8 protein-coding genes are annotated in these 13,541 nt (G+C 46.2%); 5 read left to right on the forward strand and 3 right to left on the reverse strand.

Going from position 1 to position 13,541, the window contains the following annotated elements; all coding sequences use genetic code 11:
* Window positions 1-94: 94 nt before the first annotated feature.
* Window positions 95-1,222 carry an AI-2E family transporter gene (locus ABIB50_RS24655; protein WP_429384238.1) on the forward strand — a complete coding sequence of 376 codons (1,128 nt, stop codon included), beginning with the start codon at window positions 95-97 and terminating at the stop codon, window positions 1,220-1,222.
* 41 nt (window positions 1,223-1,263) lie between these two features.
* On the opposite strand, the gene ABIB50_RS24660 is transcribed toward ABIB50_RS24655, so the two are convergent.
* Window positions 1,264-2,331: a phosphatidylinositol-specific phospholipase C1-like protein gene (locus ABIB50_RS24660; protein WP_429384241.1), complete on the reverse strand. Its 1,068-nt coding sequence runs from the start codon at window positions 2,329-2,331 to the stop codon at window positions 1,264-1,266.
* A 312-nt stretch (window positions 2,332-2,643) separates the two neighbouring features.
* Between ABIB50_RS24660 and ABIB50_RS24665 the strand changes: the two genes are divergently transcribed.
* The 4 genes from ABIB50_RS24665 to mgrA all read left to right on the forward strand — a co-directional run bounded on the left by ABIB50_RS24665 (window position 2,644) and on the right by mgrA (window position 7,808).
* On the forward strand, window positions 2,644-3,996 hold the full coding sequence (locus ABIB50_RS24665) for a Gfo/Idh/MocA family protein (RefSeq protein ID WP_429384244.1): 1,353 nt from the start codon (window positions 2,644-2,646) through the stop codon (window positions 3,994-3,996).
* Window positions 3,997-4,043: 47 nt separating this feature from the next.
* Entirely contained in the window at window positions 4,044-5,816 is a 1,773-nt protein-coding gene (locus ABIB50_RS24670) for an alpha-L-fucosidase (protein WP_429384247.1), read from the forward strand.
* Window positions 5,817-5,824: 8 nt separating this feature from the next.
* The gene (locus ABIB50_RS24675) at window positions 5,825-6,655 is read left to right on the forward strand and encodes an alpha/beta hydrolase (RefSeq protein WP_429384250.1); all 831 of its coding nucleotides are present in this window, start codon (window positions 5,825-5,827) and stop codon (window positions 6,653-6,655) included.
* 163 nt (window positions 6,656-6,818) lie between these two features.
* Complete coding sequence (mgrA, locus tag ABIB50_RS24680) at window positions 6,819-7,808, forward strand: L-glyceraldehyde 3-phosphate reductase (RefSeq protein ID WP_429384252.1); 990 nt, start codon at window positions 6,819-6,821, stop codon at window positions 7,806-7,808.
* 113 nt (window positions 7,809-7,921) lie between these two features.
* On the opposite strand, the gene ABIB50_RS24685 is transcribed toward mgrA, so the two are convergent.
* Together ABIB50_RS24685 and ABIB50_RS24690 are read right to left on the reverse strand one after the other, a co-directional pair.
* Window positions 7,922-10,687: a carboxypeptidase regulatory-like domain-containing protein gene (locus ABIB50_RS24685; protein ID WP_429384254.1), complete on the reverse strand. Its 2,766-nt coding sequence runs from the start codon at window positions 10,685-10,687 to the stop codon at window positions 7,922-7,924.
* 35 nt (window positions 10,688-10,722) lie between these two features.
* Window positions 10,723-13,533, reverse strand: a complete 2,811-nt coding sequence (locus ABIB50_RS24690) for a carboxypeptidase-like regulatory domain-containing protein (RefSeq protein ID WP_429384256.1) — start codon at window positions 13,531-13,533, stop codon at window positions 10,723-10,725.
* Window positions 13,534-13,541 lie beyond the last annotated feature (8 nt).

The raw sequence follows: 13,541 nt of genomic DNA on the forward strand, positions 1-13,541 counted from the left end.
ATGCCTTGCAGATCCACGACCCGGCAAACTAAAATGAGGTTAGGATGTTCATAGATCGCGGTGTATATTTATACATCATTAACGCAACATAGCAATGGACCTTAAAGCATTTAACAATTTCCCTTTTTATATCAAGCTGGCGGCAGTATTATTTAGCCTGATCGCGCTTGGGTTCATCGTAATTACTGCAAAGGAAATACTGGCACCGCTTATATTTTCGTGTTTATTCTCCATCTTACTCTTACCGGTAGCGGCCTTTTTTGAGTATAAGCTACGCTTACCCAGGAGCGCTGCATCCATGGTGGCGGTGGTGCTGTTGCTTAGTTTTATTGGTGTATTGATCTACGTTATCGGTACACAGATCGCCGACCTGTTTAAAGAGTGGCCGCAGTTTCAGGCGCAGATGAAAAGTTCGCTTTGGGAGTTCAGGGGCTGGGTGCAGGACAATTTCCACATCACCCGGGGCAAACAGCTCAGGGTAGCTAACGAGGCCACCAGTAAGGTGCTTTCGCCGGATACGGCGGCGGTAGGGGCAACTGTACTATCGGTATCCGCTATCCTTTTGTTCCTGGTGTTCACGTTTATTTATACGTTTTTCTTTTTATTGTACCGTACGCTTATTATGAAGTTCCTGGAATCTGTTTTCCTGAAGGAAAACAAGGCTACTGTTCATGAGATCATGGAGCAGGTACAACATATCATCCGTAAATATATTATCGGCTTGCTTATCGAGATGGGTATTGTGGCCATTGGGGTCAGCACGGCGTTTACGTGTATGGGGGTGAGGTATGCCATTTTACTGGGCCTGCTTACCGGCCTGCTTAATATCATTCCGTATGTGGGTATCTTTACAGCGCTGGTTATTAGTGCGGTAGTTACGCTGGGCACCTCGCCGGATAGCACGCAGGCTGTTTGGGTGATAGTTACATTAGTTGTAACGCACCTGATAGATAGTAATGTTTTACTGCCGCTGGTAGTGGGATCAAAAGTAAGGATCAATGCTTTAATTACCATCCTGGGTGTAGTTGCGGGCGAAATGATTTGGGGGATTCCGGGAATGTTCCTGTCTATTCCTTGTATCGCCGTTTTAAAGATCATTTTTGACCGCGTAGAAAGCCTTCAGCCCTGGGGTATTATATTGGGCGATGAAGAACGGAAACAAAATAAACTGGCGACCCGATTGATGTTGAAAAGAAAAAAAATCGTCGCGGAAACGGATTAGCCCATTGGCCCGGATTTTAATCCCGGGCCAATATGAGCCTGTTACTTACTACCCGCAAAGAGGGGGTTCAACCTGAAGTACTTATCGCTCCCATCAAAAAACACCACATAGTCTGATTTAAAATGTGTGCTCTTCAGATAGTAATCTGTAGTGATGATCTGCGCGCCCGAGTTGCAGGCGGCTTCAAAATAAGATCTGTCGTTAGTGCGGGCCTGTTCGGTATCGCTGTCGGCGCGGGTGCGGATGATGTAGCCTTTCTTTATCAACCCGGGTATTTCCGGGCTTTTAGCATTGTTGCGGATCAGCATGGCAGCTTCGGGGGTGCCCGGGTCGGCATTGGCAAATAGCACCCGGCCCTTTAACGACGGATGGCCGTCCATATACATATTACGTTTGCGTTTTTGATCGTCAAGCAGGAAGATAAACTTACCGCGTGTCTGTTTTAAAGTGGGCCAGCCTTTGGTTAATACGGCGCCCTCCAACGTTTCGGCTTTGCCGCGTACATCATCGGGGGTTAGCAAATGTTTTTTACCCAGGTATTTCAACAGGTTATTGTCTAACTCATCAAACAGGGCAGGGGTAAACGTTTCGGGCACATTGGCGGCTTTGCTTTCAGGATCGTCCTTAGCCTCTAAAGTGATGAATACAGGGTTATGCCCGGGATGCGCCTCGCTCCAGTTTTTTAGCTGGGTAAGGCAATCTTTAAACGTAGGGCATTGGCTGCGATAGTCATATTCAATTATGTGGAATACCTTGAAACCGGGCTCGTTCATTTCGCCCTTTTCATCAAAAGCAGGTTGATTTGGGGCGTAATCCAAACCTTTTGGATGCGCATATTTGCCGCCTTTGCTATCGCCATAAATATCAATTTCAAGGTTGCGCAGGCCCATATCCAGCTGGCCTTCCAACGGGATATGCTCATAATCTATCCTGTACGATTTAGGGTCCTTAGCCAGCATCAGTTTAAATAAGCCCGGGTCTATCGCTTTTTTATAACTGTTGTGCGACCCTATGATCTGGATCTTATTGATGGGGGTATTGTCTGCGCCTACATCGGTACGCATTAACGGTAATGATAACAATAACAGGGTGCCAAATAATATTTTCATGTTGGTGTATTTAAACTTCAGGCAATTATAGCCGGTGCATATTTAGGCTTTTAATATTAATAAACTATTAAGGTAGTGTGTTTAGTGTAATAATGGATGTTTTTGGGCGTGGCCCGCAGGGAACGCCATTATAGTGATTAGTTAATATTTACCGCCCTATACCTAACCTCTAATCACCAACCTCCAATCTCTAACCCAACCCTATCCAAATTATTACAAATCACCCCATCAATTTTTTATCCACGGTATTGAATTAATTGTAACTTAGTTACCCAAACTAAATTAAAAATAAACCAATTATTCCAACCTCACATGGAAAAAAGAAGAGACTTTATTAAGAAGGTGGCTATAACAACCGGCGGCCTTGCATTGGGTAGCCGCACTTTTGGCTTCACTGCCAAAAGCTACAACCGTATAATAGGCGCTAATGACCGGATCCACGTAGCCATAATAGGCCTTAACGGCCGGGGCGGCAGCATGTGTACCACGTTTGCCAAGTCGGCAAACTGCCTGGTAAACACGGTTTGCGATGTGGATTCGCGCACTATACCCATCACTCAGAAAAAAGTAGCCGCAGCCAGTAAAGGCGAAGCCCCGAAAGGCGAGGGCGACGTACGCAAGGTAATGGCAGATAAAGATATCGACGCCATATACATAGCAACCCCCGACCACTGGCATGCGCCAATGGCCATAATGGGCTGCCAGGCCGGCAAGCACGTTTATGTTGAAAAACCATTAAGCCATAACCCGCACGAAGGCGAAATGGCCGTGGCTGCTGCCCGCAAATACAAACGCGTAGTACAAATGGGTGCGCAGCGCCGGTCGGCACCGCTGGCTATACAGGCTGTTAATGAACTGCATAGCGGCGTTATTGGCCGTGTGTACTTTGCCAAAGCCTGGTATACTAATAAACGTAGTGCAAATTTTTATAAACCGGCTGCTGTTCCAAGTTGGTTAGATTATGAGCTATGGCAGGGCCCGGCTCCGCGCAAGCCTTATCTGGATGGATTGATCCATTACAACTGGCACTGGAAGTGGCATTATGGTACCGGCGAAGCGTTAAATAACGGTACGCACGAAGTGGATCTGGCCCGTTGGGGATTGGGTGTTGATTTGCCTACCCGTGTATCATCAATAGGTGGCCGTTACCAGTTCCAGGATGAGTGGGAAACACCTGATACGCAAATTGTAACGTTAGAGTACCCGGGCCGTGTATCGCTGATGTGGGAGAACCGCAGCTCGAACGGGCGCAAGATAGAAGGCGCCGATCGGGGTGTTATTTTCTATGGCGATAACGGCAGCATGGATACCGATGGCGAAGACTATATCATTTATGACCTTGCCGGCAAAGTGGTGAAAACCATTAAAAAAGGCGGGCCGGTAGAAGATGCTTCTATCCAGGGCCGTAACACCGCCAGCCCAAGCTTAGGCATGGACGCGCAGCACGTAGCTAACTTCCTGGAAAGTATCCGCGATAATAAAGCGCCAAATTGCGATGTGGAGTTAGGTTATAAGAGTGTTGTTGCTATGCAGTTGGGTAATATATCATGGCGCGTTGGCCGCGATTTGCACCTGGACCCTAAAAACGCGCACATCATTAATGACCCCGAAGCACAAAAATTGTGGAGCCGTACTTACGAACCGGGATGGGCGCCTAAAGTATAATTAGTTACCAGATAACTACCGAATATTCACCAAAATTGACCGAATAAATGAAAAAATATTATGGTTTAAGCAGTGGCCTCATAGCCGCTGCTTTTATTTTAAATGCCGGCATTACTAATGCTGATGTACCTAAGGATAAAACGCCTAAAAAGGCAGCAACCAAACAACACGCTGTTGTTGAAACCTCGCGCATGGCGTGGTGGAGCAAGGCAAGGTTTGGGATGTTTATTCACTGGGGGGTGTATAGCGTTCCGGCGGGGGTTTATAATGATAAGAAGATCCCGGGTTTGGGCGAGTGGATAATGCACGATGCCAAGATCCCGGTGGATACCTATCAGGCCTACGCTAAAGATTTTAACCCTACCGAGTACAACCCCGAGCAATGGGTGCTAACGGCCAAGGCTGCCGGTGTTAAATACATAGTTATCACCACCAAGCACCATGACGGCTTTGCGATGTTCGACTCGAAAGCAAGCGACTGGAACATTGTTAAACGCACCCCATACGGTAAAGATGTTATAAAAATGCTGGCCGATGCCTGCCGCAAGTATGGCATGAAGCTGGGCTTCTACTACTCGCAGGCCAACGATTGGAACAATGCCGGCGGCGCAGCCGCAGGCGGCCATTGGGATAAAAAGCAGGATGGCAGCTTTGACGATTATTTAGATAAAGTGGCTATCCCGCAGGTAAAAGAAATTTTAACCAACTATGGCGATGTTGCCGAATTATGGTGGGACGTACCAACTGATATGACCAAGGAGCGCGCCGCTAAGATCACGCCGCTGCTGGATAAATATCCAAACATCATTACCAACAACCGTTTAGGTGGCGGTGTACAGGGTGATTTGGAAACCCCTGAGCAATACATCCCGCCAACGGGTATACCGGGCCGCTATTGGGAAGCTTGTATGACCATGAATGATACCTGGGGCTTTAAAACTTATGACGAGCACTGGAAATCAAGCCAGACATTGATCCGTAATTTAGTTGATATCGCTTCAAAAGGAGGTAACTATTTATTGAATGTTGGCCCGCAATCAAACGGTAAGTTCCCTGCGCCTATTATGGGGATATTGAGCGATATGGGCGCATGGATGAAGGTAAATGGTGAGGCTATTTATGGCACAACTGCCAGCCCGTTCCGCAAGCTGCCTTGGGGCAGGTGTACTACCGGTGCTTCGGTTAATGGCAATACCACGCTTTATTTTCATGTGTTTGAATGGCCAACTAACGGCGAGCTGAATATACCGGGTTTACAGAACCAGATCGTGTCGGCTAAATTATTAGCTAATGGTTCGGCTTTAAAAAGCAGGAAAACCGCGGATGGTTCAACAATTACCGTACCTGGTGCAGCTTTAGATGCAAACTCGACCGTTATAAAAGTGGTAATAAAAGGCAAGCCTGATGTTACGGTAGTTGTGCCTTCGGCAGAAGCTGACGGATCGTTTGTATTGAGTCCGTTTGATGCTGATGTAAAAGGCGGCATCCAGTCAGAAGGCGCAAGGACACCAAACTTAGGCTATTGGACCGAGGCTAAATCATCAGCTTCGTGGAAGATCAACATCGCCAAAACCGGAACGTATACTATGGAAGCACCGGCATCTGCGCCGGGCGATAACAATGTTATCAGCATTACCATTGGCGACCAAACGGTTAAGGCCCCGATAAAAGGCACCGGCGGCGGTACCCGCTATGTTAAAAACAGCCTTGGCGAAATTAAGATCACCAAAGCCGGCGTAAACACTATTACTGTTACCGGCGTGCCCGAAGGCTGGCAATACATTAACCTGCGCGCCATTACTTTTAAACCTGTTAACTAATACTAACAATGAAGAAATATTTATTGCTGATAGCTTGTTTTGCTTTTGCAGCAACTCTTACCAAAGCGGCAAAAGTTGATACGGTTGAAACCTACAGCGATGCAATGCACAAAAAAATAAAAGCGGTGGTTATTACCCCTGCCGATTACGAGACAGGCAAACCCTGCCCGGTAGTTTATTTATTGCACGGCGCCGGCGGTAATTATAAACAGTATTACGGTATTAACAAAGGTATTGCTGAGCTGGCTGATCAATATCACCTGATGATAGTTTGTGCCGATGGCGGCGTGACCAGTTGGTACTGGGACAGCCCCAAAGACCCCAAATATCAATACGAAACCTATATAACCAAAGAGTTGATAGGCTATATCGACAAAAATTATAAGACCATAAAAAACAAAACTGGTCGTGCAATTTCGGGCCTGAGCATGGGTGGGCAAGGCGCTATGTACCTGGCTATCCGTCACCAGGATTTGTTTGGCGCGGTAGGCAGCATGAGCGGTGGGGTTGATATCCGCCCGTTTCCTAACAACTGGGATATGTCGAAACGTTTAGGCGAATATGCAGATAACCCAGAACTTTGGGAGAAAACAGCAGTAACCAATTTACTGTACCTCATCAAGCCAAACTTGTTAGCTATTACATTTGATTGCGGTACTGATGATTTCTTTTACAAAGTAAACTGCATTCTGCACGATAAAATGGTTGAGCGTAACATCCCGCACGATTTTACAGCGCGCCCCGGCGGGCATACTTCGCAGTATTGGGCAAACTCAATACAGTATCACCTGTTGTTTTTTAATAACTATTTTAGAAAGGCTAACCCGCAGCTGAACTAACTAAAAGACTTACGAAGTTTTCAAAACTTCGTAAGTCTAAATATATTTGTCCCAGCAGGGTCTCTCGTAGAGGACCCTGCGTTGTGCCTCCTTAGGGTCCCCGTTGGGAGACCCTGAGGGTACGAAAGCTAATCCGCAATTAATTAATATACATCTATACTACATGTCTTACCAACCATCACCAGAAAGATACCAATCCATGCCTTATAAACGTAGTGGCAAAAGCGGCCTAAAGCTGCCTGCTGTGTCATTGGGCCTATGGCATAACTTCGGGTATTACGACCAGATGGAAAACTGTCGTAATATCCTTAAAACCGCATTCGATCACGGCGTTACCCATATCGACCTTGCCAATAACTACGGTCCGCCGCCGGGATCGGCCGAGGAAAATTTTGGCCGGATACTGCATACTGATTTCAGGGACCATCGTGACGAACTCATCATCTCATCAAAAGCCGGCTACACCATGTGGGACGGGCCTTATGGCGACTGGGGAACCAAGAAATACCTGGTGTCAAGCCTTGACCAAAGCCTTAAACGCATGAAGCTGGATTACGTAGATATTTTCTACCATCACCGTCCCGATCCGGAAACACCGCTGGAAGAAACTATGGCTGCGTTGGACCTGATCGTTCGCCAGGGTAAGGCTTTGTATGTGGGGATATCTAACTATAAAGCACCGGAAGCAAAGGCAGCTATCCAAATGTTAAAGCAAATGGGAACGCCCATCATCATCCATCAGCCTAAATACTCCATGTTTGAGCGTTGGGTTGAGGGCGGTTTGCTGGATGTGCTGGAAGAGGAGGGTGTAGGTTGTATCCCGTTCTCGCCATTGGCGCAGGGATTATTGACCGATAAATATTTGAAAGGTATCCCGGCAGATTCAAGAGCCGTAAAGATCGGCGACTCGCTGACTGAGGATAGCATCACACCTGATAAGATTGAAAAGATCAAAAAGCTAAATGCTATTGCCCAGCAACGCGGCCAGAAACTGGCGCACATGGCGCTGTCATGGATCTTAAAAGACGAACGCATTACATCGGTACTGGTAGGCGCCAGTAAGCCAGAGCAGCTGTTAGACTCTTTGAAATGCCTGGAAAACACCAAGTTTAGTAAAGAGGAGTTGGATTTGATTGATGGGATATTGGCATAATTTATCCTTTTTTGTCATTTCGAAACGTAGTGAGAAATCTTAAACGCTTTGCAATTCCAATCGTTTGTATAAGATTTCTCACTCGTACCTCGTATCGAAATGACATTGCTGGACTACTTCCCCTTTATCCTAAACGTACCATCGCCAATACCACCTGTAGCATCAATGCCGGCTATTTTAATGGTGTATTTATCCATGATGTCTGATGTATAGAACGATACCCTGGCCCTGCCGTTTTGATCGGTGCTGATGTTTGGCTCCCAGTAGATGGTTGAGCGGTAATCGGGTTCTATCGCGGCCGGGGCCACCTTGTAGCGCGGACTATAAAATTCCTGCGGCTGTAATATTGGTAAGGGGCGGTAGGTAACCATACCGGGCGGTCTGTCCCCGTACCAGCCCACACCGTTTTTGGTGGTGATCTCTATTACAGCGAAATCAAACATTGGCGGGCGTGGGTAAATGCGATTGGTATATTTGCGGCTGTAAGCAACTTCAACGCCAATAATACCCGGTAGTTTGTATTCGCTTAAAGCATCTATTGCTTCCGAAGCGGTATTTGGCATATAGCCATGAAAACCTGACATATCCCAGGCAATTACTGATCCGGTTTGGAATCCTTCTGCTATATCTGTAGTGGGATGCCGCCCTGTTAAACCATTTTCACGCGAATCGGGGAATAACGGCAAACCCGGTGCATCAATGTTTAACGGTAAGGGCCACCCATCAATGCGTACATCAACGCAATACTTATTAAAAATAATTAGCGGTATAACCATTTCACGACCCTTAAACATTATTTTAACCGACCCGGCCACCCTAAAACCGGGTATTTTTTGCGCCAACAACTCGTATAGGTTTGTAGTGGCCGATTTTTTAATGTCTTCCTCATCAAATATCAAATCGGCGTTGCCGGGCCCAAAGCGGTTAAGGGTACCTTTAATTATTTTTTTAGCATTTATCTGTACCTCTTTTAATATGATGCCGGTTAGTTTTAGATTTTTTTCGTCTTGCTTCTCGGCAACGCGCCTCACATAGTTTAACTGTGTGCTGTCGGTATTAACATACCAGGGCAGTATGGCGTCCCTAACCATAGCGGGAATAGGCAACGCTTTAAATTTATCAACAGTAACTTTACCGAACGTGAGCTTTTTGCCTTCTTTACGGCTGGCTTGTAAGAAAAACGATCCGCTATCAATCTTCGGCAGATTTTTAAACTCATACACCCCGTTTGCATCGGCATTGGTTGAGGCAATAAAGGTTGGTTTTTGTGATGAGATAACTACCGGAGCATTAGGTATGGGTTTGCTGACCAGGTTGGTTACCTGCCCCGTGATTTTAAGTTCTTTCTCCATTATAAACTCCGGCTTTCTAAGCGGGGCAAATATATTTTTCCAGGCGTAGCCCGTCCAGCCTTGTGTTAATAGCAGGTTATCGAGCGCCTCCCAGGCTTGTTTGTCTTTACGGTTGATGTAATAGCCGGGTTCTTCAACGTTACCTCTCAACTCTGAGTTAATAAGCAGGCTGGCGCCTATGCCATAATTGCCAATACTATCAACCCTAACCTGTGAGTCATCCGTCACAGCAAGCGAAAACTCCCCCTGTACCGGTAACCCGCTTTTATCTTTTACGGCTATGGCTAAACTTACGCTGTCGCGCTTACGGTAGGTGGTATGATTTGTAGATACGGTAATATTTAACTGGTCGTGATTGTCAATAAACACCGCACGTTCATTCAGCGGCCTTTTACCGATAAAAAATGTAAACCGTGCAATACCGGTAGGAAACAGCTTTTTATCTACCGATAAGGCAGGCTGCGCAAGGTCGACCTTTTGCGTATAATAGGCCGTGCCCCGTGATGTGCCTATCAAATAACAGGCGGTATCGGTGGTTAAGTTATTGGCGCCTTGTAGGGTTACGGTTAAAGCGTCGCCCTGTTCGGGATTGGTGATTTGCATAACTGTGCCCACCGGGCTTATTTTAGGTAACTCGAAGCTCTTGACAATAGGTTTGCTTAAGCGGGCGGTGTAACCCTCGCCGGCTTTTGGTGTAAACTCAAAACTGCCCATGCCATTATGGATAGTCGCGAAGGATACAATCTCGTCGCCTTTACCATTATAGATAGTACCGAGTACCGGCGTGCCCTTGCCATCCTCGCCAATAGCCTTAAACCCAACGATGGATTTTAAACCCTTAACCAAATTACCGCCCTCGGGCAAAAATTGCAGGTCGATATTTTGGTTGCGGTTGATGGTGAGTGGTATTTGTACTATTTTATCGGCTTCACCTTTTTCGAGGCTTTGTATGCGTGCCCTTAACACCCGCCCATCTATTTTAGCTTTAAGGGCCTGGCTAAATTTAAGGCTGCCATCCATACCGGTTTGCATTACCTCTTTAAAGAGATAATACCGGCCTTCGTAGATCCTGACGTCAACCTTTTTTAAGGCGACGGGCGAACTCAATTTATTTGTTTTGGTAAGTTTTAGGTCGACGTTTACTACGTCCTTATCGTCAACCCGGTTAACGTTTACGGCTGATTTAACCAGCCAGGCTTCCTTTGCCGGTAAGCCTAAATAAAAACGCTGACTAAAAACGTAATCTTCGCCAAAATTTTGCATCCAGTTGGTATAGGCGCGCAAGGTATAACCACCTTCCCTGAAAATAGTAGCCGGCAGCGGGATCTGCCCCCACGCAATACCATCTTTAACTTTTATGCTAACGCGACGTACCATTTGCGTGCTGTCATTATCCAGCTCAACATATAACAGTCCGCTTAAGCGCGAGGCACTCAAATTTACCCTGTCAACCAAATAAGCTTTGAACCAAAGTGTATCGCCCAGGTTGTAGTAAGGTTTATCAGTATGCAGATAAACTTTCTCCACCGGGAAATGCTTATTAAAAGTATCCAGCGAAGCCGTTAATTGTTTAGTGCCCTCTGCCGAGGGCGCGTAAAACCCGTTGTAGTTGCCGGGCCCTCCTCAACCATGTAGTTATAAACCTGCCGGCCCAGTTCGCCGGCAGCATTTATACCCTCAACTATAACTTTGTAATTACCGGGACCATCGGCGTTAAAGAAGTTAAATGATGCTTTACCCTCTGCATCGGTTTTTAAATAAGGGTTCCAGTACACGGTGGTACGCAGGTCGGGTAGTTTATTGGCATAGCCCGGCCTGTCATACCGCGGCGAATAGAACTCGCGCACTTTATTGAATCCCTTTGGCGATATGTTGGCAATATTAGGATTGTATTGCCTGCGAGATGCGCCAAGTTTGGTCATTATCAATATAAAGCTTGAGTTTTCGCCACCGCCTAAACTGTTTATCATCGCCTGGTTTGTCCTCACTAACAATATTTTGGCTACATCTTCCGGTTGTATGCTACCCTGCAAAATTTCGTCAACCTCATCCGGGGTCCTTATTAAACGCCCATCAAGTATCAGCGACATTTGTCCCCGCGTACGCAAATCTATCAGCGCCATGTATCCAAACTCGCCGCGTGGTTCCACACTAATCCCCGGCAGCCGGGCCTGCAGGCACATAGCTAACGTTACGCAATTAGCCACTTCGTTTTCATCAAAAGTAATTACCCTGTCTGCCGATTGTTCAGGCACCCTAAGCACACCTTGCGGTGAAATGTTATTGGCGGCTTTTAACCTTCTGGCTTTAATACGTACTTCTTTTAAGCGCTGAACTTTATCCAGCTGGCCGGTCTTTTCATAAATATCGTCCAGTTTTTTGCCGTTGTCTATATAGGTTTTTAGCGTGGTATTAATATCGGTGCTTACATCGGCCAGGTTACGGTTTTTGCTCAGGCGTATTTTGGGTATGGTATCTAAAATAAGTTTAACCTTATCGCTGCCTTTCGCGTTGTGTGCGGCTAACGACCATTTGATGCTATCGGTCATAAATATACCGTCAAATTTAAACCGGCCATTTTCATCAGTTGTTGTAGTTTTAGTAACACCGGCTATTATGGACATTAGGGTAACCTTTGCACCTACCGACGGTTTAGTACCCAGGTTAGTAACTTTACCTGTTATGGTTAAGCCCAGCCCCTCTACCTCAAAAGCGGGTTTCTCGCTTACGGTTTTGGCTATTTCTTTCCAGCTAAAACGGCGGTAGCCCTGGGTAAGCATCAGGTTATCTAAAGCTTTGTTAACCTCATCGGTTTCCTTTGTAAAATAGTAGTTGGGCTTTTCAATATAGCCCTTAAGGTCAGATGTTAACAGGATATCTGAAAATATGGTAGTCTCCAGCGTTTCATTAAACGGCACCTTGGTCTCGTCAATTACCGTTACCGAAAAATTGCCTGCTGTAGCCTTGTTCTTGCTGTCGGCGGCGTTCAGTTCAACCTGTACACGGTCTTTGCCGCTATAGCTTGCTTTGGCGGTTTTAAGGCTAAGTTTCATTATATCAGTACTGCGGATAAATGCTATGCGCTCGTTTACCGGGTCGCCGGCGCTGTTAAATAATGTAAACTGTGCAATGCCCGACGGGAAAGACTTTTTATCCAGCCAAACAGAGGTAATGGCGCTATTTATTTTAATTGGCGAGGCAAAAATGGTTTCTCCGCCCGTGTGAGCGATAAAGTTAACCGTTGACTGAAGCAGGGCAGGCGAGACGCTTATACGCACCAGTACACTATCTTTATTAGGCTGATAGACGCTTAGCACGTATCCCTCATTTACAGCCTTTGGCAGGGCAATAGTTTTTGTGGTACCATCCTCAAAAGTAATATTAGCGCTATAAGTTTTACCGGCTACAGGGCGCAATGTAAAACTGCCCATACCTGCATGCAGGGTTTCTATAGTGGCAATCTCGTTGTTTTCATTGTCAACTACCTTTCCTTTTAGGGTTACACCCAGGCCGTCAACCCCAACGGCTTTAAAAGCAACATGCGATGCCAGGCCGTTAACCAGGTCGCCGCTTTCAGGGAAAAACTGTATATCGGTTTGCGCCAGCGCTGCTTTTATAGGAAAATCGCGTACGATGGGCTGCTTGTCGCTGCCGGTAATTGTGGTACGTATGTAGGCCCCTGCTAAATTAACGTGTTTATCATTATCAATATCAATTAACACGCTGCCAAGGGCATCGGTTTTTACATTTTTGATCCAGACCCGCTTTTTATTTATAAATACCTGGTAGTTTACATCACGGTTACCCAATGCTTTACCCTCCTCATCAGTGTATTTAAGCAGGGCGGTTAAAACGGGTTTACTGCCAACGTTTTTATACTGGTAACTGGCTTTGGTGACGATGTTATCGTTAAATATGCTGCCGACGGTAAATGTTTTGTCGAAGAAAAAATCTTCGCCGGCATTGCGCATCCAGCGGGTGTAGGCGCGTATGCGGTAACTGCCTTGCTGAAAGTCATCATTCAAGGTAAAATTCCCCATTACCATGCCTGATGTTATAGGTAACTTTAACGAACGGATGACTGAATCCTGCTCGGTGATCAAATCGACATACAAAGCCCCGCTTAATGCAGATAACTGGTGCCGGCTGCCTATAGTTACATAGCCCTTGAACCAAATGGTATCGCCCAACGCATAATAGGGCTTATCCATATGCAGGTATACTTTTTCCTGCGGGATGGTATCTGTCCATTTTTGCAGGATGGTTACCAGCTTGCTTAGAGGGTCATCATCCTTTTTAGGGATAAAGGCCAGCAACAGCAAAAGCGAGCATAACAGCCCCAGCTTTACTGTAATTGTGATAGGTTTTTTCATGGATATAG

Source organism: Mucilaginibacter sp. UYCu711, assembly GCF_050433825.1.
Taxonomy (GTDB): domain Bacteria; phylum Bacteroidota; class Bacteroidia; order Sphingobacteriales; family Sphingobacteriaceae; genus Mucilaginibacter.

What these genes read in the sequence shown, in the direction of transcription:
- ABIB50_RS24675 (WP_429384250.1), top strand. Translation starts at nt 5,825, where the DNA reads ATGAAGAAATATTTATTGCTGATAGCTTGTTTTGCTTTTGCAGCAACT.
- ABIB50_RS24655 (WP_429384238.1), top strand. Translation starts at nt 95, where the DNA reads ATGGACCTTAAAGCATTTAACAATTTCCCTTTTTATATCAAGCTGGCG.
- ABIB50_RS24665 (WP_429384244.1), top strand. Translation starts at nt 2,644, where the DNA reads ATGGAAAAAAGAAGAGACTTTATTAAGAAGGTGGCTATAACAACCGGC.
- ABIB50_RS24690 (WP_429384256.1), bottom strand. Translation starts at nt 13,533, where the DNA reads ATGAAAAAACCTATCACAATTACAGTAAAGCTGGGGCTGTTATGCTCG.
- mgrA (WP_429384252.1), top strand. Translation starts at nt 6,819, where the DNA reads ATGTCTTACCAACCATCACCAGAAAGATACCAATCCATGCCTTATAAA.
- ABIB50_RS24670 (WP_429384247.1), top strand. Translation starts at nt 4,044, where the DNA reads ATGAAAAAATATTATGGTTTAAGCAGTGGCCTCATAGCCGCTGCTTTT.
- ABIB50_RS24660 (WP_429384241.1), bottom strand. Translation starts at nt 2,331, where the DNA reads ATGAAAATATTATTTGGCACCCTGTTATTGTTATCATTACCGTTAATG.